The organism is Geminicoccus harenae (assembly GCF_019800005.1).
GTDB classification, from domain to species: Bacteria; Pseudomonadota; Alphaproteobacteria; order Geminicoccales; family Geminicoccaceae; genus Geminicoccus; species Geminicoccus harenae.
The window spans coordinates 79,623-105,259 of record NZ_JABGCL010000017.1; the positions used below are offsets into that span (position 1 = coordinate 79,623).

Annotated in this window: 25 protein-coding genes; 15 read left to right on the forward strand and 10 right to left on the reverse strand. The window is 70.0% G+C overall.

What is annotated here, in order from left to right; genetic code table 11:
• Window positions 1–34 precede the first annotated feature (34 nt).
• Window positions 35–1,132 (forward strand): TRAP transporter substrate-binding protein, encoded by a 1,098-nt coding sequence (locus tag HLA95_RS16665; protein WP_370467493.1) that lies wholly within the window; start codon window positions 35–37, stop codon window positions 1,130–1,132.
• A gap of 283 nt (window positions 1,133–1,415) precedes the next feature.
• Here HLA95_RS16665 and HLA95_RS16670 read toward each other — a convergent pair whose 3' ends face one another.
• From HLA95_RS16670 to pgi, 4 genes are all read right to left on the reverse strand, one after another.
• The gene (locus tag HLA95_RS16670) at window positions 1,416–2,585 is read right to left on the reverse strand and encodes an MFS transporter (RefSeq protein ID WP_222183911.1); all 1,170 of its coding nucleotides are present in this window, start codon (window positions 2,583–2,585) and stop codon (window positions 1,416–1,418) included.
• On the reverse strand, window positions 2,582–3,922 hold the full coding sequence (locus HLA95_RS16675; protein ID WP_191061025.1) for an HdeD family acid-resistance protein: 1,341 nt from the start codon (window positions 3,920–3,922) through the stop codon (window positions 2,582–2,584). The genes HLA95_RS16670 and HLA95_RS16675 overlap by 4 nt, the downstream gene beginning before the upstream one ends.
• A gap of 31 nt (window positions 3,923–3,953) precedes the next feature.
• Complete coding sequence (locus tag HLA95_RS16680) at window positions 3,954–4,757, reverse strand: MipA/OmpV family protein (RefSeq protein ID WP_191061024.1); 804 nt, start codon at window positions 4,755–4,757, stop codon at window positions 3,954–3,956.
• Between the two features lie 134 nt (window positions 4,758–4,891).
• The gene (gene pgi, locus HLA95_RS16685; RefSeq protein WP_255592021.1) at window positions 4,892–6,517 is read right to left on the reverse strand and encodes a glucose-6-phosphate isomerase; all 1,626 of its coding nucleotides are present in this window, start codon (window positions 6,515–6,517) and stop codon (window positions 4,892–4,894) included.
• Between the two features lie 129 nt (window positions 6,518–6,646).
• Between pgi and HLA95_RS16690 the strand changes: the two genes are divergently transcribed.
• From HLA95_RS16690 to HLA95_RS16710, 5 genes are all read left to right on the forward strand, one after another.
• Window positions 6,647–7,927 carry a lipopolysaccharide biosynthesis protein gene (locus HLA95_RS16690; protein WP_191061590.1) on the forward strand — a complete coding sequence of 427 codons (1,281 nt, stop codon included), beginning with the start codon at window positions 6,647–6,649 and terminating at the stop codon, window positions 7,925–7,927.
• A gap of 70 nt (window positions 7,928–7,997) precedes the next feature.
• Window positions 7,998–8,471, forward strand: coding sequence for a GFA family protein (locus HLA95_RS16695; RefSeq protein WP_191061589.1), 474 nt, complete (start codon window positions 7,998–8,000; stop codon window positions 8,469–8,471).
• A complete protein-coding gene (locus HLA95_RS16700) occupies window positions 8,461–9,435 on the forward strand; it encodes a potassium channel family protein (protein WP_222183915.1) in 975 nt (324 codons plus the stop codon). Before HLA95_RS16695 ends, HLA95_RS16700 begins: the two co-directional genes overlap by 11 nt.
• Window position 9,436: 1 nt before the next feature.
• Complete coding sequence (chrA, locus tag HLA95_RS16705; RefSeq protein WP_322100142.1) at window positions 9,437–10,627, forward strand: chromate efflux transporter; 1,191 nt, start codon at window positions 9,437–9,439, stop codon at window positions 10,625–10,627.
• Between the two features lie 97 nt (window positions 10,628–10,724).
• Window positions 10,725–11,867 (forward strand): carboxylate-amine ligase, encoded by a 1,143-nt coding sequence (locus tag HLA95_RS16710; RefSeq protein WP_191060013.1) that lies wholly within the window; start codon window positions 10,725–10,727, stop codon window positions 11,865–11,867.
• A gap of 15 nt (window positions 11,868–11,882) precedes the next feature.
• On the opposite strand, the gene HLA95_RS16715 is transcribed toward HLA95_RS16710, so the two are convergent.
• From HLA95_RS16715 to HLA95_RS16730, 4 genes are all read right to left on the reverse strand, one after another.
• Window positions 11,883–12,872, reverse strand: a complete 990-nt coding sequence (locus HLA95_RS16715; protein ID WP_191060012.1) for an aldo/keto reductase — start codon at window positions 12,870–12,872, stop codon at window positions 11,883–11,885.
• Window positions 12,873–12,946: 74 nt separating this feature from the next.
• A complete protein-coding gene (gene sthA / locus HLA95_RS16720) occupies window positions 12,947–14,347 on the reverse strand; it encodes a Si-specific NAD(P)(+) transhydrogenase (RefSeq protein ID WP_191060011.1) in 1,401 nt (466 codons plus the stop codon).
• Between the two features lie 92 nt (window positions 14,348–14,439).
• The gene (locus HLA95_RS16725; protein ID WP_191060010.1) at window positions 14,440–15,234 is read right to left on the reverse strand and encodes an SDR family NAD(P)-dependent oxidoreductase; all 795 of its coding nucleotides are present in this window, start codon (window positions 15,232–15,234) and stop codon (window positions 14,440–14,442) included.
• Window positions 15,235–15,276: 42 nt separating this feature from the next.
• Window positions 15,277–16,149 carry a shikimate dehydrogenase gene (locus HLA95_RS16730; RefSeq protein ID WP_191060009.1) on the reverse strand — a complete coding sequence of 291 codons (873 nt, stop codon included), beginning with the start codon at window positions 16,147–16,149 and terminating at the stop codon, window positions 15,277–15,279.
• Window positions 16,150–16,358: 209 nt separating this feature from the next.
• On the opposite strand from HLA95_RS16730, the gene HLA95_RS16735 reads away from it, so the two are divergent.
• From HLA95_RS16735 to HLA95_RS16750, 4 genes are all read left to right on the forward strand, one after another.
• A complete protein-coding gene (locus HLA95_RS16735; protein WP_191060008.1) occupies window positions 16,359–17,117 on the forward strand; it encodes a ParA family protein in 759 nt (252 codons plus the stop codon).
• Window positions 17,092–17,943 (forward strand): ParB/RepB/Spo0J family partition protein, encoded by an 852-nt coding sequence (locus tag HLA95_RS16740; protein ID WP_222183917.1) that lies wholly within the window; start codon window positions 17,092–17,094, stop codon window positions 17,941–17,943. Before HLA95_RS16735 ends, HLA95_RS16740 begins: the two co-directional genes overlap by 26 nt.
• Window positions 17,944–17,983: 40 nt before the next feature.
• The gene (locus tag HLA95_RS16745) at window positions 17,984–18,748 is read left to right on the forward strand and encodes a Crp/Fnr family transcriptional regulator (protein ID WP_191060666.1); all 765 of its coding nucleotides are present in this window, start codon (window positions 17,984–17,986) and stop codon (window positions 18,746–18,748) included.
• Between the two features lie 138 nt (window positions 18,749–18,886).
• Window positions 18,887–19,264, forward strand: coding sequence for a response regulator (locus HLA95_RS16750; protein WP_191060665.1), 378 nt, complete (start codon window positions 18,887–18,889; stop codon window positions 19,262–19,264).
• A 17-nt stretch (window positions 19,265–19,281) separates the two neighbouring features.
• Here the strand turns inward: HLA95_RS16750 and HLA95_RS16755 are convergent, their stop codons facing one another.
• The gene (locus HLA95_RS16755; protein ID WP_191060664.1) at window positions 19,282–20,202 is read right to left on the reverse strand and encodes a transcriptional regulator GcvA; all 921 of its coding nucleotides are present in this window, start codon (window positions 20,200–20,202) and stop codon (window positions 19,282–19,284) included.
• 126 nt (window positions 20,203–20,328) lie between these two features.
• Between HLA95_RS16755 and HLA95_RS16760 the strand changes: the two genes are divergently transcribed.
• The 5 genes from HLA95_RS16760 to HLA95_RS16780 all read left to right on the forward strand — a co-directional run bounded on the left by HLA95_RS16760 (window position 20,329) and on the right by HLA95_RS16780 (window position 24,237).
• Window positions 20,329–20,574 carry a hypothetical protein gene (locus tag HLA95_RS16760; protein WP_191060663.1) on the forward strand — a complete coding sequence of 82 codons (246 nt, stop codon included), beginning with the start codon at window positions 20,329–20,331 and terminating at the stop codon, window positions 20,572–20,574.
• A gap of 73 nt (window positions 20,575–20,647) precedes the next feature.
• Window positions 20,648–21,124, forward strand: coding sequence for a MarR family winged helix-turn-helix transcriptional regulator (locus HLA95_RS16765; protein WP_222183919.1), 477 nt, complete (start codon window positions 20,648–20,650; stop codon window positions 21,122–21,124).
• Between the two features lie 5 nt (window positions 21,125–21,129).
• Entirely contained in the window at window positions 21,130–23,142 is a 2,013-nt protein-coding gene (locus HLA95_RS16770; protein ID WP_222183921.1) for an FUSC family protein, read from the forward strand.
• Between the two features lie 11 nt (window positions 23,143–23,153).
• On the forward strand, window positions 23,154–23,357 hold the full coding sequence (locus HLA95_RS16775) for a DUF1656 domain-containing protein (RefSeq protein ID WP_191060411.1): 204 nt from the start codon (window positions 23,154–23,156) through the stop codon (window positions 23,355–23,357).
• Between the two features lie 10 nt (window positions 23,358–23,367).
• Window positions 23,368–24,237 (forward strand): efflux RND transporter periplasmic adaptor subunit, encoded by an 870-nt coding sequence (locus tag HLA95_RS16780; protein ID WP_191060410.1) that lies wholly within the window; start codon window positions 23,368–23,370, stop codon window positions 24,235–24,237.
• Between the two features lie 12 nt (window positions 24,238–24,249).
• On the opposite strand, the gene HLA95_RS16785 is transcribed toward HLA95_RS16780, so the two are convergent.
• Window positions 24,250–25,629 (reverse strand): right-handed parallel beta-helix repeat-containing protein, encoded by a 1,380-nt coding sequence (locus tag HLA95_RS16785; protein WP_191060409.1) that lies wholly within the window; start codon window positions 25,627–25,629, stop codon window positions 24,250–24,252.
• Between the last annotated feature and the right edge of the window lie 8 nt (window positions 25,630–25,637).

The following is a 25,637-nucleotide window of genomic DNA, read 5'->3' on the forward strand; positions in this document are numbered from 1 at the left end:
GCCTCGGCGACCAACGGTGGGATGAGGACGGATGATCGGGCGGCGCGGCCTCGTATCGGGCATGGCGGGCACGGCGGCGGGTATCGGGATGCTGGCCCCGCCCAGGCCGGCGCAGGGGCAGGAACTGCCGGAGCTGCACTGGCGGCTCGTATCCAACTTCCCGAAATCGCTGGACACGATCTACGGCACGGCCGTGGAGTTCGCCCGGGTGGTGGGCGAGCTCAGCGAGGACCGGTTCCGCATCGACGTGTTCGCCGCGGGCGAGATCGTGCCGGGCCTGCAGGTGCTGGACGCGGTGCAGAACGGCACGGTCGAGATGGGCCACGGCCCCACCTATTTCTATTCCGGCAAGGACCCGACCTTCACCCTGTTCACCGGCCTCCCCTTCGGCCTGAACACGCGCATGCAGAATGCCTGGATGTACCAGGGCGGCGGCGGCGAGCTGCTCAACCAGTTCCTCGAGAAGTACAACGCCTATGCCCTGCCCGGCGGCAATTCCGGCTGCCAGATGGGCGGCTGGTTCCGCAAGGAGTTGAAGACGGTCGAGGACCTCAAGGGCCTGAAGTTCCGCATTCCCGGCATGGCCGGGGAGATCTGGCAGCGCCTGGGCGCGGTGCCGCAGCAGATCTCGCCGGGCGACATCTTCCCGGCACTGGAAAAGGGTACCATCGACGCCGCCGAGTTCGTCGGCCCCTACGACGACGAGAAGCTCAGCCTCTACAAGGTCGCGAAGTACTACTACTACCCGGGCTGGTGGGAAGGCGGGGCGCTCGCCTGCACGCTGATCAACCTGAAGAGCTGGCAGGAACTGCCCGAGCATTACCGCGCGATCGTCACCTACGCCTCGGCCTATGCGAATGGCTGGATGACCGCCAAGTATGACGCGGTGAACCCGGGTGCGCTCAAGCGGCTGGTCGCTGCCGGTGCAGTGCTGCGGCCGTTCCCGCAGGAGATCCTGCAGGCTTCCTGGCAGCAGGCGCAGCAGCTCTATGCCGAGCTGCGCGACCGGAGCGAGGACTTCCGCAAGGTCTATGACCACCTGGTGGCGTTCCGCGACGACCAGTATCTGTGGTGGCAGGTGGCGGAGTTCGGCTACGATGCCTTCATGGTCCGGCAGCGGCGCGGCGGCTGAGGCCCGCTGAGGATCCGATGCCGGGTGCCTGGCCTTTTTGGGAGCCGCGCACGGGCCGATCTTGATGCGGGCGAAGGGACCTGCGGCGGTAGCGGATGGGCCGGTGGCCCTCGGTGCGGTCATGCTGGTCCTGTTCCTCTGCCTGCCCTTCCTCGGCCTCTGGTTCGAGGGCATGCAGCTCAACCAGGTCCGGCCGCTGCTGCCCGCCGCGAGCCTGGACGTCGGCCCGTGGCGCTGGGTGGTGCAAGGGATGCAGGCCATCTACCGGAAGCCGGCGGCCCCTTCAGCCCTTCCGGCGCTGCCGCAACGCCGCGAGCGCGAACAGGGCGCAGCCGATGCCGATGGCGAGCGGCAGGCCCAGGGTCGGGCTCAGGCTCATGGCGGCCCCGGCCGCCGTGGGGCCGACCAGCGCGCCCAGGCCCCAGGCCAGGCTCATGACCGCATAGATCCCCACCAGGTCACTGCCAGTGAAGCGGCTGCCGACGATGGTCAGCATCACCGTGTAGATGCCGACGAACAGGCCGCCCCAGACGAACACGAAGCCGTAGGCGAGCCAGGGCAAGGCGAGGGTCCAGGGCCAGAACAGGGCGCCGACGGCGGCCAGGGTCGCCAGCAGGATGGCCAGGCGCTCGCGGTCGAACCGGTCGATCAGCCAGCCGATCGGCAGTTGCAGGACGATGGCGCCGACCATCAGCGTGGTGATGAGCTGGAGGCCGGCCTGCTCGGTCCAGCCCAGATTGGCGGCATAGAGCGGGATGAAGGACAGGCCGGCCGTTTCCACCGCGGCATTGAGGAAGGTGGCGCCGATCGCGATCGGGGCGAGCCGGACGAAGCGCATGGGGTGCCCGGGCTCGTCCTCCACCGGCGGCGGCGGCTTGGCGATCGGCAGGAGCAGCGGCAGGAGGGCGATGATCGGGATGGCCGCGCCGATCAGATAGGCCTCGGTGCCGGTGCCGGCGACCGCCAGGATGGCGGGGCCGCCGGCGAAGCCCAGCGACATGGCGGCGGTATAGACCGCCATCACCCGGCCGCGGATCGCCTCGGTGCTCAGCGCCGCCGTCCAGGTCTCGGTCAGGACGAACAGGATCTCCGCCGCCACGCCCAGCAGGATGCGCAGGGGGAACCACAGCCACACCGTCGGCATCGCGGGGAACAGGCAGAGCAGCACCGCACTCGCCAGCAGTGCCGCCAGCACCAGGTTGCGCGTGCCGAACCGGCGGGTCAGGCGGGGCAGTGTCGGTGCCACCAGCAGGACGCCCACCGCGTGCATCGTGGCGTTCAGGCCGATGACGAACTCGCCATGGCCGAGAGCCGCCAGGTCGCCGGCGATCAGGGGTGCGGTCAGGCCATAGACCAGGCCGAAGATCGAGGCGGCCAGGATGACCACCCCGATCCCGAGCAGGGTCAGCCGGCCGCGGCCGCCCGCCGGCTGTTCGATGCTGCGGCTGCTCATGCCAGGGCCCTGTCGCGCTGCTGGCGCCGCTTCAGGACTTGGCGGTGCCGCCAGTTGGTGCGCATGGCCGCCAGCATGCCGCGCAGGCTGAGCGGCGGCGGGTTCTCCAAGGCACGGAGGTTGCGCGCATAGTCCAGGACGAAGCCGGGCGTCCAGGCCATGGACTCGGCGTGCTTGCGCACGATGGCAGCCGCCCAGAACTCGGTGCTGAACAGGATGCGCAGCACATGGCCGAGGCCGCGCCCGGACCGGGCCAGCGTGCCCTCGAGCGCGATCTCAAGGGCCTGGGCCACCACGCTGGAGCAGTTGCGGTTGGTCAGGTTGTAGGTGGCATCCTGCCGGTACATCTCCCAGAAGCGCCGCACCCGCTCGCCGTCGAACCGGCGGAAGCGGATCTTCGCGGTGGATTCGCACCACTCCGCCGCTTCTTCCCGGTAGCTCGGCTGGAACCGGCCGGGCATGTCGTTCTCGCTGGTCGCGCGCAGCATCCGGGTGAAGTCGGTGGGGGAATGATCGATCTCCACCGCCGGGTAGTGGCTGATATAGATGTCGGGCGGCAGCTCCAGGGCGGCATGGCCGGTGGAGATCACGCCCTTCTTGTCGACCGCAGCGATGTAGCGGTCGACCAGCGGGCGGCACAGCGGGTCGCTGGCCGTGCCGGTCGCGGTCCAGACATGGACGGTCAGCACGTCGCCGGACGGGCGGTCCACCCGCTGCCGCTCCAGCTCGAGCTGGCTGCGCTGCAGGAAGTGGCCCCGCGCATAGAGCATGCCCAGCGAGGCATGCGGCGGCAGCCGGTACAGCCGCCAGCCGACCAGGAGTGCGGAGCGGCCGGTCAGCGCCAGGGCGATCCCGATGCAGCCGGGCACGGTGCCGGCATACCAGGTCGGATACGGCTCCAGCACGAAGACGCCCAGCAGGAACTCGGCGACTCCTCCCGCCAGGGCCAGGCGCCACCCGGGAAAGCGCACGACCCAGGCCGACGCGATCCGGAAGACGCCGTCCGCCAGGAGGAACAGGCCGAACACCAGGGCCAGGATGAAGTCATGCAGATGCCAGGGGCTGACGATGAGCAGGCCTGCCAGCAGGACCAGCAGGCCGCGCGCCAGGCGCAGCGGGGGATGCACGGCGATCCGGGTCAGCGCCAGCAGGACGCTGAGCGAGCCCTCCGTCACCAGCAGCCAGCCGAACGGGCGCAGCGGGAAGTACAGCCTGCCGTCGAGCGCATCGGCGAAGATGAAGATGCCAGCGGCCAGCCAGACCAAGCCCAGCGCTACGAACCAGGCCCAGTGCCGCCGCAACGTCTCGGTCCCGAGGAGCAACAGCAGCAGACGCATGATTCTCCTCCGGCGTTTCTCGGCAACCGGCTCAAAGGCCCGTGTCGAACGTGTATTCCAGGCTCACGCCCAGGACGTTCTGGTTCCTGGAGCCGATGGTCGTCACGATGGGACTCTCGGCAGCATCCCCGACCAGTCGAGCATAGGTGTCATAGAGGGTGACCGTCCAACCTGGCGAGAGCGCGTAGCTGGCCGCCAGAGTCATCCCGACGGAGCCGAACCCGGCATCTGCGTCGAAGGCGGCCAGGCCACTACGTGCGGCGGCGGCCGGCGAGATGCCGAAGCGGTCCTGCATAAACGTGGCGTTGCCCCAGACCGCCCGGGGCCCGCCCGAGAAGGTCCAGGGGCCGTGCCGCTCGACCCAGTCGGCGAACAGATTGGCCTGGAGGCCGGCGCCGGAGCGCAGGCCATGGACGAGCTCGATCCGGCCGCGCAGTCGGTCTGCCACCGGCCAGGCCTCGGCATAGACGCCGGCCACGAAGGTGGCGGGATAGTTGTCGAGGCCGCCCAGGCGGGCATCGTCGCTGGCCGAGCGGCCGGGCTGGTAGTCGCCGGCCGGGCCCAGGTTGAGCCAGCCATTGTCGAACAGCGGTAGTTCGTAGCCGTCGTCGGGCGCACCGAAGGTCGGCCCGTCCTCGGCCCGGAAGAACTCCAGGTCGGTCAGGACCGGCGTGACGCCCCGGGAGCGGGCGCCCGGATAGTCGGGACCATATTCGAGCGCGCCACCGATCCTCACGAGCCAGGTCGAACCGCCGGTCTCCGCTGCCGCTGCGGCTGGCAGGGCAATGACGAGCCCGACCTGACCAAGCGCCGCCCACGCCCTGCCCACCACCATGCCTCACCACCACCCGGCCATCCGGCCGCCGCGGCGGTGCGACACGGCATGGCTGCTCTTCCTGAAGCTACTTCAGGATTTCCGGAATCTCCTCTGCAACGTCAAGGATATTTTCCTCGCCGGGTCGCCTGCTCTCAACCCTTGACCCGGGCCAGCAGCCCGGCGGTGGAGGCGTCGTGGCTGCCGGACTTGCCGCCGGTCAGTTCCTCCAGGATCGGCAGGGCCAGCTGCTTGCCCAGTTCCACGCCCCACTGGTCGAAGCTGTTGATGTTCCAGCAAGCACCCTGGACGAAGATCGCGTGCTCGTAGAGGGCGGTGATGGCGCCCAGCGTGCGCGGGTCCAGCCGGTCGTAGAGGAAGGTGATCGAGGGCCGGTTGCCGGTGAACAATTTGTGCGGGACGAGCTTCTCCAAAGCTTCGCCGGACAGGCCCTGCTTGGTCAGCTCGGCCCGGACCTCCGCCTCGTTCTTGCCGCGCATCAGGGCCTCGGACTGGGCCAGGCAGTTGGCGACCAGCTTGGCGTGGCCGTCGCCGATCGGGGTGCGGCTGTGCCGGGCCAGCAGGAACTCGCACGGGATGATGCGGTTGCCCTGGTGGAGGAGCTGGTGGAAGGCGTGCTGGCCGTTGGTGCCGGGGGAGCCCCAGATCACCGGGCCTGAGCCGGACACGACCGGCGCCCCGTCCAGCATCACGCCCTTGCCGTTGCTCTCCATGTCAACCTGCTGGAGATGCGGGGTGAACAGCTCCAGGCGCTGGTCGTAGGGCAGGAGTGCGATCGACGTGCTGCCCATGGCGTCGATCTCCCAGACCCGCAGCAGGCCCAGCAGCATCGGCAGGTTCTCCTGCAGCGGGGCGGTCCGGAAGTGACGGTCCATCCCGTGGGCGCCGTCCAGCAGTTCCTCGAACCTGGCAAAGCCGATCGATAGCGCGATCGGCAGGCCGATCGCCGACCAGAGCGAGTAGCGGCCGCCCACCCAGTCCCAGAAGCCGAACATCTCGTCGGTGGAGATGCCGAACGCCGAGACCTCCCTGGCGTTGGTCGAGACCGCGACGAAATGGGCGCCGACCGCGGCCTCGCCCAGCGCGTCGGCGATCCAGGCCCGCGCGGCGCGGGCGTTGGTCATGGTCTCCATGGTGGTGAAGGTCTTGGACGCGATCACGAACAGGGTGGTGGCCGGATCGAGCCGCGCCAGCACGTCGTGCATGTCGGCGGGATCGACATTGGCGACGAAATGGACGCGCAGCTCCGGCGAGCTGTCCGGCGAAAGCGCACGCACCACCATGCGGGGCCCCAGATCCGAGCCGCCGATGCCGATATTGACCACGTCGGAAAAGCGCTTGCCGGTCGAGCCGGTGCGGCTGCCGTCACGCACCGCATCGGTGAACTTCCGCATGGCGTCGAGCACGGCCAGCACGTCCGGCATCACGTCCTTGCCGCCCACCAGCACCGGATCGCCGCTGCGGTTGCGCAGGGCGGTGTGCAGGACGGCCCGGTCCTCGGTGGTGTTGATCTTCTCGCCGTTGAACATGGCGTCGCGGCGCGCCTCGATCCCGGCGGCCTCGGCCAGTGCCGCCAGCTTCGGCATGGTGTCGGGCGTGATCCGCGCCTTGGAATAGTCCATCAGGATGCCGCAGGCTTGTGCCGTGAACCGGTCGAACCGGCCCTGGTCCTGCTCGAAGAGCTGGCGGAGGTGAAGCTGCCGCACCTCCCCCGCATGCTGGCGCAGCGCCTCGAATGCCGCCGTCACTCGCTGGTCCATCGCCATCTCCCGTTGCATCCTGGGGCCCAGGGGCCGGCCCCGGGCGTCGCCCAAGGCGATGCCGCTTGGCAGGACGCCCGTCCAGTACCAAACCGGCGCCACCCTGCCGCCGCCCGAGGAATCTCCCGCTTGCGCCGCCTCGTCCTCGATACTGCCTGGGTCCTCTCCAGCCGACTCCTGATGCGCGGGGCCAACGTGCTGGCCCTGGCCCTGCTGGCCCGTGCCCTGCCGGTGGCCGATTTCGGCTTCTACGGCTTCCTGGTGGCGACCACGCTGATCCTGACCGTGGCCCTCGACCTGGGCGTGCGCCAAGCCGGCGCCTATGCGATCGGGCAGCGGGGCGTGCCGGCCGGTGCGGTCGCCAGCACCGCCATGGCGCTCCTGCTCGCCGTGATGCCGCTGGGTGCTGCCGCTACCTGGTATGCCTGCACGCTGGCCGGCTACGAGCTGGGCAGCAGCCTGCTCCTGTGCGCCGCGATGGTCACGCCGCCGCAGGTGGTGATGCGCACCCTGCAGGGGCCGCTGCTCGGGCTGAAGCGGGTGGCGGAACTGAACGTGGGTGAGCTCGCCGTGCGGGCCGTCCTGCTCCTCCTGACTGTGCCGGCCTTTTTCACCGGAAGGCTCGACCTGGAGGCGGCACTCCTGATCCTGGTGGCGGCGCAGTGGAGCGGTGCACTGGTCCTGACGGGCCAGCTCCTGTGGCGGCTCCGCCCCCTGCCCCTGCCCTCTTTGGCGCTCGGGCGCGGCCTAGTCGTCGGCGGCCTGCCGTTCCTGTCCGGGATCATCGGGGTGATGCTGTTCGGCCGGGTCGGCATCTGGGCGGTCACCGCGGTGGGGGATCCTGAGCTGGTGGGCCGCTATGTCGGCGCGCTCAGGATGACCGAGCTCCTGGCCGAGCTCGCGACCGCGGTGGGGGTCGCGGTGTTCGCCCATGGCGTCCAGCAGGACCGGGACGGCCAGGGAGCGCGCGCCACCATCCGGCTGGTGCGGCTCCTGACGCTGGCCATGGCCCTGTTCGCGGTGCTGGTGGCCGTGCTGGCACCGTACCTGCTCACGCTGCTGCTGGGCGAAGCTTATGCCGCGGAGGCACCGTCGCTGCGGCTGATGCTGCCGGGTGCGGTGCTGGGCTGCCAGGCCAGCATGCTGTTCCCGGGCCTTTCGGCGCGCGGCCAGGCCAAGCTCGGCCTGGTGATCTTCGGGCCGGGCACGCTGATCCACGGCCTGCTGGCCTGGTGGCTCACCCCGCTCCACGGCGTGCCGGGCGCTGCGGTCGCCTATACGCTGGGGCAGGCGGCCGTGGCGGTGGCGGTGCTGGTCGCCTGGCACCGAATCTTCGGCACCAGCCTGCGCGACCTGCTCCTGCCGAGCCGGGAAGACGGAAGGAGCCTGCTCCGGCTGGTGCGGCGCTGACTGGGCTTGGCAGTTCCGGGTCCGGCTGACAGGCTCGCGCCCGATGCGCGACGGAGCCAGGGGACGGGTGATGGCCAGGACGTTCGAGGGCGGCTGTCTGTGCGGTGCCGTGCGCCTGCGCCTGGAAGACGAGCCCATCCTCACCCATGCCTGCCATTGCCGGTTCTGCCAGCGGGTCACCGGCGCGCCGTTCGCGGTCAACGCCATGATCGAGGCGGACCGGATCACGCTCACCGGCCAGCACCCCGAAGCGGTCCACACGCCTTCGGCATTGCCGGCTGGGCAGAAGCTGCATCGCTGCCGGACCTGCCGGGCGATGCTCTGGAGCAACCATTCCCTGCTGGGCGACCGGATCGCGATCGTGCCGGTCGGCATCCTCGACCGGGCTGAGGCGATCGTTCCGGACATCCACTGCTTCACCGCAACCCGGCATCCCTGGGTCGTCCTGCCGGACGACCGGCCGTGCTTTGCCGGCGACTATGACAACGAGCTGGTCTGGTCCGATGCGGTCGAGGCCAGGATCGGGGCGGCCCTTGCCGGCTGAACCGCACGGGCCGCACCGCCCTGCCATCCTCACCGGCGGCCTCGTGCTGAGCCTGGTCATGCTCCTGCTGATCGCCGGCTCGGTGGGCCTGCACCGGCCTGTCCTCGTGCTGCTGATGCTGGCGGCAGCGGGCGGCGGCATCCTCGCCGTCGGCCGACTGCTGCCCGGCACCACCGGCATCACCGTGACGCTCGCCATCTGCATCGCGATCTATACCGCCCTGTTCGCCGCGGCCTCCGTATCGCTGTTCCGCCGCGCCTATCCGCTGGGCGAGGCGGCCGCCTATTTCCTGCCGCTCCTGGGCCTGGTGCTCGGCATCGCCCGGCAGCAGCCGGCGATCCTGGCGCAGCTCCGGCGCCCGCAGCGCCGTGCGACCCGGCGGATCCTCCAGCGCGGCCTGGTCTGGCTGGGCGCCTGCACCCTGGCCGGCGCCGTGGCCGTAGTCCTGCTCCCGGCGGACGAGCACCCTGCGGCGGTGACGCTGGCACTGCTGGCTGCGGCGGCCCTGACCGGGGCCTTGTGCGCCGGGTTCGCGGCGGATGTGGTGTTCCTGCTCAACGAGACCGGGCTCCTGTTCCGGATCTTCCTGCGGCGGATGCAGGCCCGGATCGTGCCGGTGTTCGCCTTCGTGATCGTCTACCTGATGATCGGCATCGTCTTCGCCGCCCTGTTCGCCATGCTCGACCATGTGACGAGTGAGCCCTCCTTCGCGATCGCCGGCACGCCCGGCAAGCTGGCGCTGCCCGATGCCATCTACTTCTCCTTCATCAACCTCAGCACCATCGGCTATGGCGACATCACCCCGCTGCACGCCTTCGCCCGGCTGCTGGTGATCGCCGAGATCATCTTCGGCGTGGTGCTGCTGCTGTTCGCCTTCTCCGAGATCGCGGCCTACGACCCGGAGCTGGAATGGCGGGAAGAGGAACAGGAAGCGGCCGCGCTGCGCCCGGTGGAAAAAGACTGACGTGACCCGGCACCCGGCGATCGAGGTGCTGGCGGTGTTCTTCCGCCTGGGCCTGACCTCGTTCGGCGGCCCCATCGCCCATTTGGGCTATTTCCGCGAGGAGTTCGTGGTCCGCCGCCGGTGGCTGACCGAGGCCGCCTATGCCGACCTGGTGGCGCTGTGCCAGTTCCTGCCGGGCCCTGCGTCGAGTCAGGTCGGCATGGGGATCGGCCTGCTGCGCGCCGGCCTGCCCGGTGCCGGGGCGGCCTGGCTGGGCTTCACCCTGCCCTCGGCCGTGATCATGATCCTGTTCGCCCTGCTCGTCACCGACCTGGACCCAGGCTCGGCCGGCTGGCTGCGCGGGCTCAAGATCATGGCGGTGGCGGTGGTGGCCCAGGCGGTCCAGGGCATGGCGCGCAGCCTCTGCCCTGACCGGAGGAGGGCGACGCTGGCCGCCGCCGCGGCGGTGCTGGCGCTGCTGGCCCCGGGCTCCGGCGGGCAGCTCGCCGCGATCGCGCTCGGCGGTGCGGTCGGCCTGTTCCTGCCGCGGGAGGCGCCGGCCGGGCAGGGCGAGATGCTGCTGGTACGGGCCCCGGCCGGTCTCGCGGCAGGCGCCCTGCTGCTCTGTGCCCTCCTGCTCGCAGGCCTGCCGCTCCTGGCCGAAAGCACGGGCAGCACGTCGCTCGCGATCTTCGACCGGTTCTATCGCACCGGTGCCCTGGTGTTCGGCGGCGGCCATGTCGTGCTGCCGCTCCTGCAGGGCGCCGTGGTCGCACCCGGCTGGGTGGACCCCGACCGGTTCCTGGCCGGCTATGCCATGGCCCAGGCGGTGCCGGGGCCGCTGTTCACCTTTGCCGGCTATCTGGGCGCGGTGCTGAAACCGGAACCGAACGGGATCGCGGGCGGGCTGCTCTGCCTGGCCGCGATCTTCCTGTCCTCCTTCCTCCTGGTGCTGGGCACCCTGCCGTTCTGGGCAGCACTGCGCCGCCGCCCGCTGGTGCGCACCGTCCTGGCCGGGATCAACGCGGCCGTGGTCGGCATCCTCCTGGCGGCGCTCTACGACCCGGTCTGGGTGTCGAGCATCCATCGTCCGGCCGACTTCGCCCTGGCCTTGCTGCTGTTCCTCCTGCTGACGATCTGGCGGCTGCCGGTCTGGCTGGTGGTGGCGGCAGCAGCCGTCGGCGGCATGGCGTTCACCACATTGGGCCTCTGATCGGGCCCTGCCATTTCACACGGAACCGCGTGGCATCCACCCGGGTTGACCGAATGCCCGGCAGCGGTGCCGGGCCAAGCCCGAACTGCGTGCAACGATGAGCAGCAAGCCGGTCCGCCACACGCTGGGAATCGAGGAAGAATATCTGCTGGTCGACCTGGAGACCCGCGCCCTGGTGCCGAGGCGCAACCCCCAATTCTTCGCCGAGTGCCGCAAGGCCCTGGGCGACCAGGTCACCGGCGAACTGCTCCAGTCGCAGATCGAGATCGCGACCGGGGTGTGCCGGACGGTGGGCCAGGCGCGCCGGGAGCTGGCGCGGCTGCGCGGCACGATCGCGACCATCGCGCGCCGCTACGGCATGGCACCGGTGGCGAGTTCCACCCATCCCTTCTCGCGCTGGGACGAGCAGGTGACCAGCAAGGGGGCGCGCTACCGCAAGATCGCCCAGGACTACCGGATGGTGGCGCGCCGCGCCCTGGTCTGCGGCATGCACATCCATGCCGGGATCGAGGACAAGGACCGGCGCATCCGGGTGATGAACCGGCTGATCCCCTACCTGCCGATCTTCCTGGCCCTGTCCACCTCCTCGCCGTTCTGGCAGGGCCATGCGACCGGGATGAAGGCATTCCGTCCGACCATCTTCGGCGAGTTCCCGCGCACCGGGATCCCGCAGGTGATGGCCAACTGGGCGGAATGGCAGGCACTCACCGAGCTGTTCGCCTCGACCGGGCTGTGCACCGATCCCTCCAAGATCTGGTGGTACCTGCGCCCGAGCCTGCGGCAGCCGACGCTGGAGCTGCGGATCGCGGAGATCTGCACCCGGCTGGAGGACACGCTCACCCTGGCCGCCCTCTACCAGTCACTGCTCGCGATGTTCGCCCGCACCGAGGAGCCGGAGCCGCACCGCTTCCAGAAGCTGGTCACCGAGGAGAACACGTGGCGGGTGCAGATCGCCGGGGTCGAGGCGGAGATCGCCTGCCTGAAGCGCGGCCGGCTGGTGCCGGTGCGCACCCTGGTGGCCGAGCTGGTCGAGGAGCTCCAGGCGGATGCCGACGAGCTCGGCTGTGGTGACGAGCTGCGCCGCGCCAACGACATCGTCGCCCGCGGCACCAGCGCGGAAGTGCAGCTCGCCGCCTGGTCCACCGGCCGGGAGGACGACCTGCCGGAGCAGCAGGCCCTGATCGGCGTGGTGGACGAGCTGGTGCGCCTCACCGTGGCGGGCACCAAGGCGGCCGCGTGAGGCCGCCCGCGCCCGTCACTCGTTGACGATGATCCTCTCCGATTCTTCCAGCAGCTTCGGCATGCTCGCATGGTCCAGGCGCTCCAGCACGTCCGCGCCGAGCCGGAGGTGGACCGCGCCGATCAGCTCGTCGAGCTGAGCCAGGCTGGTCGCACTCGCGATCGGTGCGGTGATCGACGGCCTGGCCATCAGCCAGGCGAGCGCCACCTGGGCGGGCGAGCCGCCGGTCTCGGCCGCGACCTCGTCGAGCGCTGCCAGCACGCGCAGGCCACGTTCCTCGAAATTGCTGGCCAGAGCCTGACCGCGCACGCTCTTGGAGAGGTCGGCCTCGCTGCGGTACTTGCCGGTGAGAAAGCCCCGGGCCAGCGAGTAATAGGTGACCACGCCCAGCCCGGCTTCGGTGGCGACCTCTTCCAGCGCCACCTCATAGGCCATCCGGTCGTAGAGGTTGTAGTGCGGCTGGAGCACCTCGTAGCGCGGCCAGCGGTTCTTCGCCGAGAGCTCGAGCGCTTCGGCCAAGCGCGGGGCCTCGTAGTTGGAGGCGCCGATCGCGCGGACCTTGCCGGCCTGCACCAGCCGGGCGAACGCCTCCAGCGTTTCCTCGAGCGGCGTGTCCAAATCGTCCTGGTGGGCGAAATAGAGGTCGATATGGTCGGTCTGCAGCCGGCGTAGCGAGGCCTCGACCTCCTCGGCGATCCAGGCGGCCTTCAGCCCGGTGCGCCCGCCGCCCATGTCCATGCCGACCTTGGTGGCGAGCACGACCCGGTTGCGCTCACCCCGCGCCTTCATCCAGCGGCCGATGATCGCCTCCGATTCGCCGCCCTGGTGACCATCCACCCAGACCGAATAGACATCGGCCGTGTCGATCGCGTTCAGGCCGGCATCGACGAAGCGGTCGAGCAGGTCGAACGAGGTCCGCTCGTCGGCCGTCCAGCCGAACACGTTGCCGCCGAACACGAGCGGCGCGATCCTGAGTCCCGACTTGCCGAGTTCCCGCTGTTCCAACTGCCTTCTCCATACCGGCGAGCGTTCCCGAACCAGTTGGGTCACGGGACCTGCCAGGTAAACCCCCTCCCCTCTCAGCGGCAGGGGTATCGGGGCATCCGGTTCCAGGCGTCCAGGGCCGCCACCTTGTAGGCCTCGGCCAGGGTCGGGTAGTTGAAGGTGTTCTGGATGAAGTAGTCGAGCGTCCCGTTCAGGTTGATCACCGCCTGGCCGATATGGACGAGCTCGGTCGCCCCCTCGCCCACGATATGGCAGCCGAGCAGGCGGCCGCCGTCCAGCGCGAAGATCAGCTTCATCATGCCGGCGTTCAGCCCCATGATCTGGCCGCGTGACGTTTCCCGGAACCGGGCGATGCCGCACTCGTACGGGATGCCCTGCTGGCGCACCTCCGCCTCGGTGAGCCCGATCGTCGAGATCTCCGGCACGGAATAGATGCCGTAGGGGAAGAAGCGCGGTGCCTCGTGCGCGGCCACGCCGAAGGCATGGCAGGCGGCGAGCCGGCCCTGTTCCATGGAGGTCGAGGCCAGGCTCGGAAAGCCGATCACGTCGCCGGCGGCGTAGATGTGTTTCTGGCTGGTCTGGAAGGTCCTGGGATCGACGGCGAGGCGGCCGCGCGCATCCGCCTCGATCCCACAGGCGGCGAGATCGAGGCTGGCTGTGGCGCCGGTGCGGCCGGCGGCATAGAGCACCATGTCGGCCTGGACCATGCGGCCATTCTCCAGCCGGACGATGCAGGGCCCGTCCGCCGGCGTGTCGATCGCGGTGACCTTGCTGCCGAAGCGCAGGGTCGTGCCGCGGTCGCGGAGCTGGTGGACCAGGTCCTCGACCAATTCCTGGTCGATGAACTCCAGCATGGCCGGGCGCGGCTCGATCAGGGTGACCGGCACGTCCAGCGCACTGAAGATGGTCGCGTACTCGACGCCGATCACCCCTGCCCCCACCACCGCCAGGTGACGCGGCAGCCGGTCCATCTCCAGGATCTGGTCGCTGTCCAGGACCCTGCGGCCATCGAAAGGAATATGGTCCGGCCGATGCGGACGGGTGCCGACCGCCAGCAGGAAGCGGTCGGCGGAGATGGTCAGCCGCTCGCCCGAGGCGGTCGCGACCTCGATCCGGTGCGGGTCGAGGAAGCGGGCCGTGCCGGTGAGCGTGGTCACCCGGTTGCGGGCGAACTGATGCTCCAGCACCTCGACCTCGTGGTTCAGGGTGATGTGCAGCCGGTTCAGGAGATCGGCGGCAGAAATTTCCTTCTTCACCCGGTAAGAACGGCCATAGAAGCCGCGCTCGCGCCAGCCCGACAGGTTCAGGACGGTTTCGCGCAGAGTCTTGCTCGGGATGGTGCCGGTATGGACCGAGACGCCGCCCACCCGGCGGCCCTGGTCCACCACCAGTACATCCTTGCCGAGCTTGGCGGCCTGGACCGCACCCCGCCGCCCGGCGGGGCCGCTACCGATGACGATCAGATCGAAATGCATGGCTCATCGCTCCGGCCAGCGCCCCCCGACGCTGCCCGGAAGATGAGCAATGACCGTGCCACACTGATGTAGAACCGGGCACGGCCGGCGGCTCAGGTCACGGTCTTCAGCATGCCGCCATCGATGTAATAGGTGGAGCCGACGCTGTACGTGGCCTTGTCCGAGCAGAGGAACACGAAGAAGTTCGCCACTTCCTCCGGGCTGGCGAACCGCTTGATCGGCGCGAACTCGTCGGCGATGCCCTGAATATAATCCTGCCACGTCCTGCCGGTACCCTCGGTGAGCTGGGTGGCGGTCTTGACCCAGTCGGGGGTGAGGGTGAGGCCGAGATTGACCGCGTTGACCCGGATGTTGTGCGGGATGAGCTCGTTGGCGAGGTTCTTGGAGAACATCACCAGGGCGGCCTTGGTGGTGTTGTAGATCGGCTCGTACCACAAAGGCTGGGTGGCGCAGATCGAGCAGTTGTGCAGCACCACGCCGCCGCCGCGCCGGATCATCTGCGGGGCAAGGCCCCTGCCCAGGCGCACCGCGGCCATGACATGGAGGTCCCAATAGTACTGCCACTTGTCGTCGGGCGCCTCCAGGATCGTCTCGTTGCTGCCGGTGCCGGCATTGTTGATCAGGATATCGCCGCCGCCGAATGCCTTCTCGACCTCCTGGACGATGGTGTCGCAGCCAGCCGTGGTCGCCACGTCGACGCCCAGCGCCAGGGTACGTACGCCATGGCGGCCGGCGATTTCTTCGGCGGCGGACCTGGCACGCTCCTCGTTGCGTGCCGCCACCACCACATGCGCGCCCTCGGCGGCCAGGCCATGGCCGATCGCCAGGCCTATCCCGATGCTGCCCCCGGTGATCACGGCCACCTTGTCACGCAGGCCCAGATCCATCCGTCGTCCTCCCTCTGGCCGGCATCATCGCCGGCTGTTGCGTCAATGATCGCGCTGCCGGAGCGCTGCCTCGACCACCCGGCGCGTCTCGGCGTCCACCGCCGGCGTCACCCCGCCCCAGTGGCGAAAGCCGGGCACGGCCTGGTGCAGCAGCATGCCCAGCCCGTCCACCACCGGATGGCCGCGCCGGCGGGCATGGCGGAGGATGTCGGTTTCCAGCGGCGTGTAGACCAGGTCGGCCACCGGTGCAGTGACCGGCAGGGCGTCCAGCTTCAGGTCGAGCTGGGGCTGGCCCTTCATGCCGAGGGCGGTCGCCTGCACCAGCAGCCCGGCACCGTCGAGCGCCCCTGCCCGCTCCGGCCAGCCGAGCGGGGTGATGGTGGCGCTGGGGAACATCACCTGGAGCTCGGCGGCGAGCGCTTCCGCCTTGGCAACCGTGCGGTTGACCAGGCGCAAACCAGGCACCCCGGCATCCAGCAGGGTGACCGCGACCGCCCGGGCGGCGCCGCCGACCCCGACCAGCACCGCCTCGCCTTGCGCCGGCCGCCACCCGGGCGTCTGCTCGGTCAGGTTGGCGAGAAAGCCCATACCATCGGTGCAGGCACCCAGCAGGCTGCCGTCGTCCTGCACCATCACCGTGTTAACCACGCCCATGCGCCGGGCACTCTCGTCGTGGCGGTCCACGGCGGCATAGGCCGCCTCCTTGTGCGGCAGGGTGACGTTGCACCCGCGCAGGCCCAGCAGCGGCAGCGCCCGGATCGCGGCCGTTGCATTCTCCGGCCGGACTGGGAGCGGGACATAGGCGCCGTCGATGCCGTAGCGCTCGAACCAGTAGCCGTGCAGCAGCGGCGAGAGCGAGTGGGCGATCGGCCAGCCCATCACCCCTGCCACGCGCGCCGCACCACTGATCGCCATGCCTGCTCCCCCTCGCCTTGCCTGGGCGCCCGACGCAGGTGCCACGTCCTTCGGCCGGCGTCGAGACACGGCAGGCTTCATCCGACGTCGGATAACGTGGCCGACGCGCCACTTCATCCGACGTCGGATGCCCAGGCCACTTGCGGCCGCACCGGTGCCCGCGTAGCGATCGGGCTGGCTCCACCGATCGAGAGGCTCCGGACGTCCACATGGCGGTGACCATCGCGATCGCCAACCAGAAGGGTGGCGTCGCCAAGACGACCACGACCTTCCATCTCGCCCATGCTCTGACCCGGCGCGGCCGGCGCGTGCTCATGATCGACGACGACCCGCAGGCCAGCCTGACCGTCTATGCCGGTCATGACCCGCGGGTGCTGGAGGGGCGCGACCAGACCCTCCATGCGCTGCTGTTCGACCGCCAGCCCGTCGACAAGGTCCTGCTCGGCGAGGCGCCTGCCCTGCTGCCGGCCTCGATCCGCCTGGCCTCGGCGGAGAGTGAGCTGGTCGCTGCCTGGAACGGCGCCACCCTGGTCCGCGACAAGCTGGCGCCGCTGGCCGACCGGTTCGACGTGATCCTGATCGACTGCTCGCCCTCGCTGGGATTGCTCACGGTGAACGCGCTGGCAGCGGCCGACCATGTGCTGGTGCCGGTCAAGACCGACTACCTGTCGATCATGGGCGTGTCGCTGCTGTTCGACACGATCGACCGGATCCGGACCCGGCTCAATCCCGCTCTCGGGATCCTGGGCCTGGTGCCGACCATCCACGACTCCCGCAACCGGCACGACCGGGAAGCGCTGGAGGAGTTGACCGCGGCGGTGGGCGCCAAGCACCGGGTGTTCGCGCCGGTCCGCCGCACCACCGCCTTCGACCGGGCATCGGTCACCTCCGCGCCGGACGAGATCCGGGCGGACATCATCCGGGGCATCGAGGAGGTCGCCGATGCGATCGAACGCGAAATCCGCTAAGGCGGCCCGCCCGACCCTGCGTGACCGGATCGCCACGGACGCGCTGTTCCGCACCTCGGCCGATCTGCCAAAGATCGTCGAGCTTGACCTGGCGACGATCGATCCGGATCCGGAGCAGCCGCGCCGCCATTTCGACCCGCAGGCGCTGGAGGAACTGGCCGCCTCGATCGAGGCACACGGCCTGCTCCAGCCGATCCTGGTCCGCCGTGCCGCCACGCCCGGCCGCTGGATCGTGGTGGCCGGCGAACGGCGCTGGCGGGCGTCGGGCGCGCTCGGGCGCGGCACCATCGCCGCGATCGTGAGCGATGGCGACCCGCTGGAGCTGGCGCTGGTCGAGAATTTGCAGCGCGAGCAGCTCGGGCCGTTCGAGGAAGCCGCCGCGATCCTGCGCCTGATGCAGGAGAAGGGCTGGACCCAGGACGAGGTGGGCAGGGCGGTCGGCAAGAAGCAGAACACCGTCTCGGCACTCCTGTCCCTGGCCCGGCTGCCGGAACGGATCCGCGAGGAATATCCGGGCGTGCCAGGGCTGGGGCGGTCACTCCTGGTCGAGCTGGCCCAGGTCCAGGACGAGGCGGAGCAGCTCCGGCTCTGGGATCTCGCCAAGCAGGGCCTGGCGACGGTGCGGCAGGTGCGAGCAGCGAGGCGGGTGCCGGCACCCGTCCGGACGGTATCGACTCGACCGGCGGCGCGGATCGTGGGCGACAGCGGCCGCCGGCTGCTCAGCACGCTGGACGCCGTGCAGGCGCGGGAACTGGACGACGGCACCCGCGCCACGCTGGAGCAGGTCTGGCAACGGCTCGGCAGCCTACTCGGCAGGAACCCGTGAGCGGCGGCCGGCCGTTCATCCGACGTCGGATGCGTTAGCCATGGCCGCCGCAACGCCTTCGTCTCCTGCCCATCTGCCCGCCGCGACCTCGGAGCGGCTGGCGCAGAACCGGCTCCTGGCCACGCTCGGCCCGGCGGAGCGGGAACTGCTGCTGCCAGGTGCGGAGGTCGTCGAGCTGGCGGCCGGCACCGTGCTGGTCGACAGCGGCGACGATGTGCTGAGCACCTACTTCCCGATCTCGGGCATGGTCGCGGCGCTGGTCGTGGTCATGGCGGACGGCTCGGTCGCCGAGGCGGCGACCATCGGCAGGGAAGGGGCGATCGGCGGGGTGGTGAGTGCCGGCCACAAGCCGGCATTCGCGCGCGCGATCGTGCAGTTGCCCGGCAGTTGCCTGCGGATCGAGACCGCGAGGCTGGAGGCGGGCAAGGCCAGGAGCCCGCGGCTGCACGACCTGTTCGCCCGCTATGCCGACGCCCTGCTGGCCCAGGTGCTGCAGTCGGTGGTCTGCAACGTCCTGCATCCGCTCGACCAGCGCTGCTGCCGCTGGCTGCTCTCCACCATGGACCGCGCCGACAGCGTCGAGCTGGAGATCACCCAGGAATTCCTCGCCCAGATGCTGGGGGTGCAGCGCACCACCATGACACGGACGCTGGGCGATCTCGACCGGCGGGGCCTGATCCGGCAGGCGCGGGGGCGGATCATCATCCGCAGCCGTGAAGGTCTGGAAGCCTCGTCCTGCGAGTGCCATGCCAGCGTGTACCGGCACTTCCGGCGGATCCTGCCGGAGGTCGCGGCGCAGGGGTGAGCCCAGGCTCGTGACAAATTACGCGGCGTCCGTAGAATTGTCGACTAGCGCACAGACAGTGTCTCCCGATCCGTGCTTCTTCTTCCACCGTTCGATCAGCCGCGGCGCTCCGCAGGCGACGGGCCGGAGCCAGAGGATATGACGTTGGGATCCGCCGAGCTGGTCATCCTGCTGGTCGAGGACGATCCGATCATCCTGCTCGACACCAGCATGACGCTGCACCGGCTGGGTGCTGGCCGGGTGGATGCCGCGCTGACCCTGGCCGAGGCCGAGGCCTTCGTGAACCGGCAACGGCCGACCGTGGCGGTCATGGACATCGAGCTGCGGGATGGGACGTCATTCCCCCTGGCGGACCGGCTGCAGCGCGAGGGCACGGCCTGCGTGTTCACCACGGGCCACGGCGCCGAGCTGCCGATCCCGCCGGACCTCAAGGACCTGCCGATCATCGCCAAGCCCTATGACCCCGAGCAGCTGCTCCTGGTGCTGAAGCCCTATCTGGACCGCAAGGCTTCCTAGGGCGGCAGGGGAGGGCCTCAGTTCCGGGCGGGCCCGCCACGAACCTCAGCCATCAGCCAGTCGCGGAAGGCGCGCACCACCGGACGATCGGCGCTGCGCCGGGGTGCCACCAGATAGTAGGCGAAGCCAGGCACGTTGAGCGAGAGGGCGAACGGCTGGACCAGGCGGCCGGCGGCCAGGTCGTCGGCCACCAGGCTGGTATTGCCCAGCGCCACGCCCTGGCCGTCCACCGCGGCCTGGATCGCAAGCGCGCTCTGCTGAACATGAAGGCCGCGGCCGAGATCGATGTCCTCCAGGCCGGCTGCCAGGAGCCACATGCGCCAGTCCGGCCAGGTGCCGTCCTGCGACTGCCAAGCCTCGTGGATCAGGGCATGGTGGCGCAGGTCGTCCGGCGCCCGTAGCGGTGGGTCGCCGTGGAGCAGGCGCGGGCTGCAGACCGGGAAGACCTGCTCGTCGAACAGGCGATCGCTGCGCAGGCCCGGATAGACCCCGGCGCCGAAGCGGATCGCCACGTCGACCTCGTCGCGCAGGAAATCGGCCAGCCGCTCGCTGACGTCGAGCCGCACGTCGAGATCGGGATGGTGGCGGCGGAAGCGTTCCAGCCTCGGCACCAGCCATTTCGCGGCGAAGGAGAAGCCGGTGCTGATCTTCAGACTCGGCCGCCCGGACGGTGCCCTGATCCGGTCGACCGCCTGGCCGATCCGGTCCAGCGACTCGCTCACCGCTTCCAGCAGCACCTCGCCCGCTTCAGTCAGGCGCACGCTCCGGCTGGTGCGCCAGAGCAGCCGCACGCCCAGCACGTCCTCGAGGCTGCGGATCTGGGCGCTCACGGCTGCCGGCGTGACGTCGAGCTCTTCCGCGGCCCGGGTGAAGTTCAGGTGCCGGGCGGCGGCCTCGAAGGTCCGCAGCATGCCGAGCCCGGGAATCAACCTCGCCATGGCCGATCCGTCCTGATTACCAAATTTAGCTTGATGTTGCTTCAAGAAGCGTTCGCTGGGCAAGCCGGCAGCAGCAGGGGTAATCTTGAGTCTGGGGGCTGACACGAGCTGAAAGGCGAGTTGAAGATGGCAACCCAGATCACCATTCCCTACGTGCCGGCGTCCGGCCAGCCCAGGCTGCGCACCTTGCTGGGCACGATCCGGCGCCGCCTGGGCAGCGGCTGGACGGGCAGCACGGAGATCGACCGTCTCAGCCAGCTTCAGTGGCAGGACATCGGTGTGCCACCGGCGGAACAGGCACGCATGCAGGAACTGCGCCTCATGGAAGCGTCGCGCGAGCCGAACGCCCTGCTGTGGCGACGCATGATCTAGCAAGGGCAGGGCAGGGAACCCGGGCTGCATCTCTGGTTGGTAATTAGCATCCTATCTAGTTGTAGCCTAAGTGATGGGTGCTTATCTCCCGCCCATGCAGGACGATCCCGTCAGCCACAGCGCCTTCGGCCAGCTCGTCATCCATGTGGGCCGCTACTGGCGGCGCGCCGTGGACCAAGCGTTGGCCGAGTGCGGCCTGTCCCAGGCCACCGCCCTGCAGCTCCTCACGCTGCACCGGCTGGGCGACCACCAGCGGCCGGGCGCGCTCGCCGAGGAACTGTCCCTGGAAGGGCCGTCCCTGGTCCGGATCATCGACCGGCTGGTCGCCGAGGGGCTGATCACCCGCCGCGAGGATCCGGCCGACCGGCGCGCCAAGATCCTGTCCCTGACCGAGGCGGGCCGGGAGCGGGTCGGCGAGATCGACCAGGTGGTGGTGGCGTTCCGCCAGCGGATCCTGTCGGAAATTCCTGCGGACGAGCTCGCCGTCACCATGTCGGTGCTCCAGCGGGTCGAGCAGATCCTGCAGCACCCCTCTGACCAGGCGGGATGACCAGCGTGGCCGGCCTCGGGCGCACCGAGATCCTGTTCTCAGTCAAGACCTTCCTGGCGGCCCTGCTGGCGCTGTGGGTGGCGCTCAGCCTCGACCTGCCCAAGCCCTACTGGGCGATGGGCACGGTCTTTATCGTCGCCCACCCGCTGGCCGGTGCGGTGACCTCCAAGGCGGTCTATCGCGTGCTCGGCACCCTGATCGGCGCGGTCGCGTCCGTGGCCCTGGTGCCCAACCTCATCGATGCGCCGGAGCTGCTCTGCCTGGCCCTGGCCATCTGGGTGGGTGGGTGCCTGTTCGTCAGCCTGCTGGACCGCACGCCGCGCTCCTACGTTTTCATGCTGGCCGGCTATACCGCGGCGATCATCGGCTTTTCCTCCGTCACGGAGCCGGCCCTGGTGTTCGACACGGCGCTGGCCCGGACCCTGGAGATCACGCTCGGCATCCTCTGCTCGGCCCTGGTCAGCCGGGTCCTGTTCCCGCGCCATGTCGGCCCGATCGTGACTGGCCGGATCGACCGCTGGCTGGCCGATGCCGGAAGCTGGGCGAACGACGTGCTGCTGCGCCAGAGCAGCGGCAGCAACGCCGAGCATGCTCGCCGCAGGCTCGCCGCGGACACGGTCGATCTCGTCGCCCTGTCCACCCATCTCGCCTACGACACCTCGCGCTACCGGCACTCCGCCCGGCAGATGCGGGTGCTCCAGCAGCGCATGATCGCCCTCCTGCCGATCCTGTCGGCCCTGCGCGACCGGCTGGCAGGAGACCCGCCCTCGGCAGGGATGGCGGTCCTGCTGGAGGCGATCGCTGCCTGGATCGGCCAGGGCCTGGATGCGCCGGCGGCCGAGGCCCATCGGCTGCGCCAGGAGATCGCTGCGCTCCGGCCGGAGCAGCCGCGGGACTGGGACCGGTTGCTCCAGGCCAGCCTGTGCGCCCGCCTGGACGACCTGATCGACATCTGGAGCGACTGCCTGATCCTCCACCAGGACATCATGGCGGGCAGGGAAGGGCTGCCCTCCCACCTGCGCATGTCGTCCCGCTATGCCGGCGACGAGGACCTGCATCGTGATGTCGGCATGGCAGCCCTCTCGGGCGTGGCCGCCACCGTGGGCACGCTGGTCTGCTGCGTCTTCTGGATCGCGACCGGCTGGCAGGAAGGGGGTACGGCCGCGCAGATGGGTGCCGTGTTCTGCTCGATCTTCGCGACCATGGACAATCCGGTGCCGATGCTCCGGCGGTTCACCCTGTTCCTGTGCCTGTCCCTCGTGCTGATCCTGGCCTACCAGTTCGCCGTGCTGCCGATGGTGACCGGCTTCGAGGGGCTGGCCCTGGTGCTGGCGCCGGTCCTCCTGGTGAGCGGCGCGTTCATGGCCACTGCAAGCTGGGGCCTGGCCGGCTTCACCGTCTCCGCCAACGTGCCGATGATGCTGGCCCTGCAGTCCCGCTTCGACGCGGACTTCGCCGCCTTCACCAACAATGCGCTGGCCACGGTCGCGGGCGTGCTCGCTGCCACCGCCGTCACTGCGATCCTGCGCTCGATCGGTGCCGAGCAGAGTGCCAGGCGGCTGCTGCGCGCGGGCCGCCGGGACATCGCCCGCGCCGCCAGCCGGGAGCAGGGCCAGGACCTCCACCGGCTGATCCGCCGCGTGGTCGACCGGCTGGGCCTGCTGGCGCCGCGCCTGGCCGGTGCCGGGGGCGAGGTCCGGGATACCGACGCCGTGCTGGCGGACCTGCGCGCCGGCCTCAACATCATGGAACTGCGCAGCCTGCGCCATGCCCTGACACCCGACGATCGCCGCACCGTCGCCGCACTGCTCGACCCGCTGAGCCGGCACTTTCAGGGCGAGCGGGCCGACCCAGGCAGCCGCGAGCGGCTGGCGGCTGGCCTCGACGCCGTGATGCCCCGCCTGATGCAGCGGACTGCTCCGGATCAGGCGACCGACGCGGCACTTTTGGCCCTGTTCGGCATCCGGCGCGCCATCCTGCCGGCCGGCGGGCCGGTCATGCCGAAGAACCCTGTGTAGGAAGCCGTGTGATGCCCGGTGAGATCGACCTCTATGGTGTCTTCCTCCCGGCCCTGCTGGTCTATGCGGTGCTGGCGCTGGTGCTGAAGGAGCTCGCCAGCCGCCTGCTGGTGCGGATCGGCGCCTACCGCTTCGTCTGGCATCGCCCGCTCTTCGACCTCGCCTTGTTCGTACTGCTGCTGGGCGGCATCACCGCCCTGGCGGCCCGCATCTAGAGACATCTCCATGAGCCGCAATCTCGCCCGGGCCAGCCAGGTGCTGGTCACTCTTCTGGTTGTTGCCGCTGCCGCCTTCGTCGGCTGGCAGCTCTGGGACTATTACATGCGGGCACCCTGGACCCGGGACGGGCGGGTGCGGGCCGATGTGGTGGGGGTGGCGCCGGACGTTTCCGGCATGGTCGCCGACGTGCTGGTGCGGGACAACGCGAAGGTGGCGCAGGGCCAGGTGCTGTTCCGGCTGGACCAGGCGCGGTTCGCCCTGGCGCTGCGCCAGGCCGAGGCGGCCGTCGCCAGCAGCCAGGCGGCACTGGACCAGGCCCAGCGCGACGTCGAACGCTACGGCCATCTCGCCGAGGACATCGTGGCCCGGCAGAAGCAGGAGCAGGTTGCCACCACGGCAGCGCAGGCCCAAGCTGCCCTGAGCCTGGCCGAGGCCGATCGTGATCTCGCCGCGCTCAACCTGGCCCGCTCCGAGATCCGCGCACCGGTGGCAGGGGTGATCACCAACCTCACCCTGCGCCCAGGCGACTACATAGAGGCCGGCCAGGCGGTCACCGCCCTGGTCGACGACGCCTCCTTCCATGTCGCCGGCTATTTCGAGGAAACCAAGCTCGCCCGGATCCGGGTGGGCGACCGGGTGGAAGTCCAGCTCATGGGCGGCGGCGCACCGCTCGGCGGCCGGATCGAGAGCATCGCTGCCGGCATCGAGGACCGCGAGCGCAGCGACGGCCTGATGGCCAACGTCAACCCGACCTTTGCCTGGGTGCGGCTCGCCCAACGCGTGCCGGTGCGGGTGGCACTCGACCCGCTGCCGAACGGTGTCCGGCTCGTGGCCGGCCAGACCGCGACGGTGTCGGTGCTGGCGGCGCCGCGCTGAGGAGGCGGCTCCTCAGTCGTTCAGGCCGGTGCAGTTGCCCTCCGCCTCGCAGTCATGGGTGAGGTCCTTGCCGGTACAGCCGCCATCCTGCACGGTGAAGTCTCCCTGCTCGTCCCAGTGCAGGCGTGGTGCAGCACTCCAGTTCGGCAGGCCATCGGTCCAGGCGTTGAAGTCGGCGCCGTTATGGATGAACGGGCGGCGGCAGATGCGCACGGTGCCGGTGGTGCGCGCGGCGCCGATGGTCACCGCATCGTCGGCATAGCCGCGACCCGCCAGGATCAGCTGTGCATCGCCCGCGATCTCGTTCCGCTCGAACCGCACGCCCGTTGCGGGCCGGCCGGCCAGGGTCAGGCGCGAACCGGGCTCGCAGGTGCGCAGCTTGCGGCCGAGGAAATGCAGCTGGCGTTCGCAGCTGCGGGAGTTGCGGTCGTTGTTGGCGACCCGCAGCGGCTCGCTGATCCCGGCGAAGCGATTGTCGGCGATGACCACCTGCCCGGCATTGCGCGCGAACACGGCCACCGTGCCGTCGTCGGACCCGGTGAAGTCATTGCCGGTGATCGCCACGTCGCTGACGGTCCGGTCCATCACGCGCCCGGCGGCTTCGGTATCCGGCTCCTGGCCGGCCTCGATGCAGACCAGGCCGCAGGTGCGAAAGCGATTGCCCCGGATCGTGACGTCCTGGACGAACTCCTTCAGCGAAGCCGAGTGGTTGAAGTAGCCGTCGAACCGGTTGTCCCGCACCACCAGCCCGTGGGTGCCATGGACGCGCAGGCCGTAATCCATGCGCACGCCGCCGATGCCGCCGCCCTCGCTCTCCAGCAGGTGGTTGCGAAACAGGTTGCCCTCGACCAGGACCTGCGTGACCGGACTCTCCTGGGTCCCGGCCAGGAGCAGGCCGTAATTGCTCTGCTGGTGGAACAGGTTGCGGCCGAAGGCCAGATGGTGGCTGTCCGTGACGGTGATGCCGTTGCCGTACCGGTCCGGCTCGACCGTGAACACCAGCCCGTCCACGCGCAGGAATGCCGACCGGTCGATCTCCAGGCCGCTGTTCCGGAACATCGCCCGGCCCGTGCCGGTGGCGGCATGGCCGTCTGTCGCTACCGCCGGCTGGGCCGCCTCGATCCGGATCGGCCGCTCGGCCGTGCCCTGGACCGAAATCCGGGTGTCCGGATAGTCGCCCGGCAGCAGGACCACCCGGTCGCCCGGCCCCAGCATCGCCAGCAGCCGATCCAGGGCCCCAGGCGCTGCGGGGCTGCTTCCGTCGCCGCTGCCTGCGGGACTGGCGTAGAGGGTGCGCAGCGGGGGCTCATGCCAGTCGACCGATTGCCGGGCCGCATCAGCGGCGAAGCCGGCCAGAAGAAGTGTCAGGCCGAGCAGCAGCCAGCTTGCCATGCGGCAGT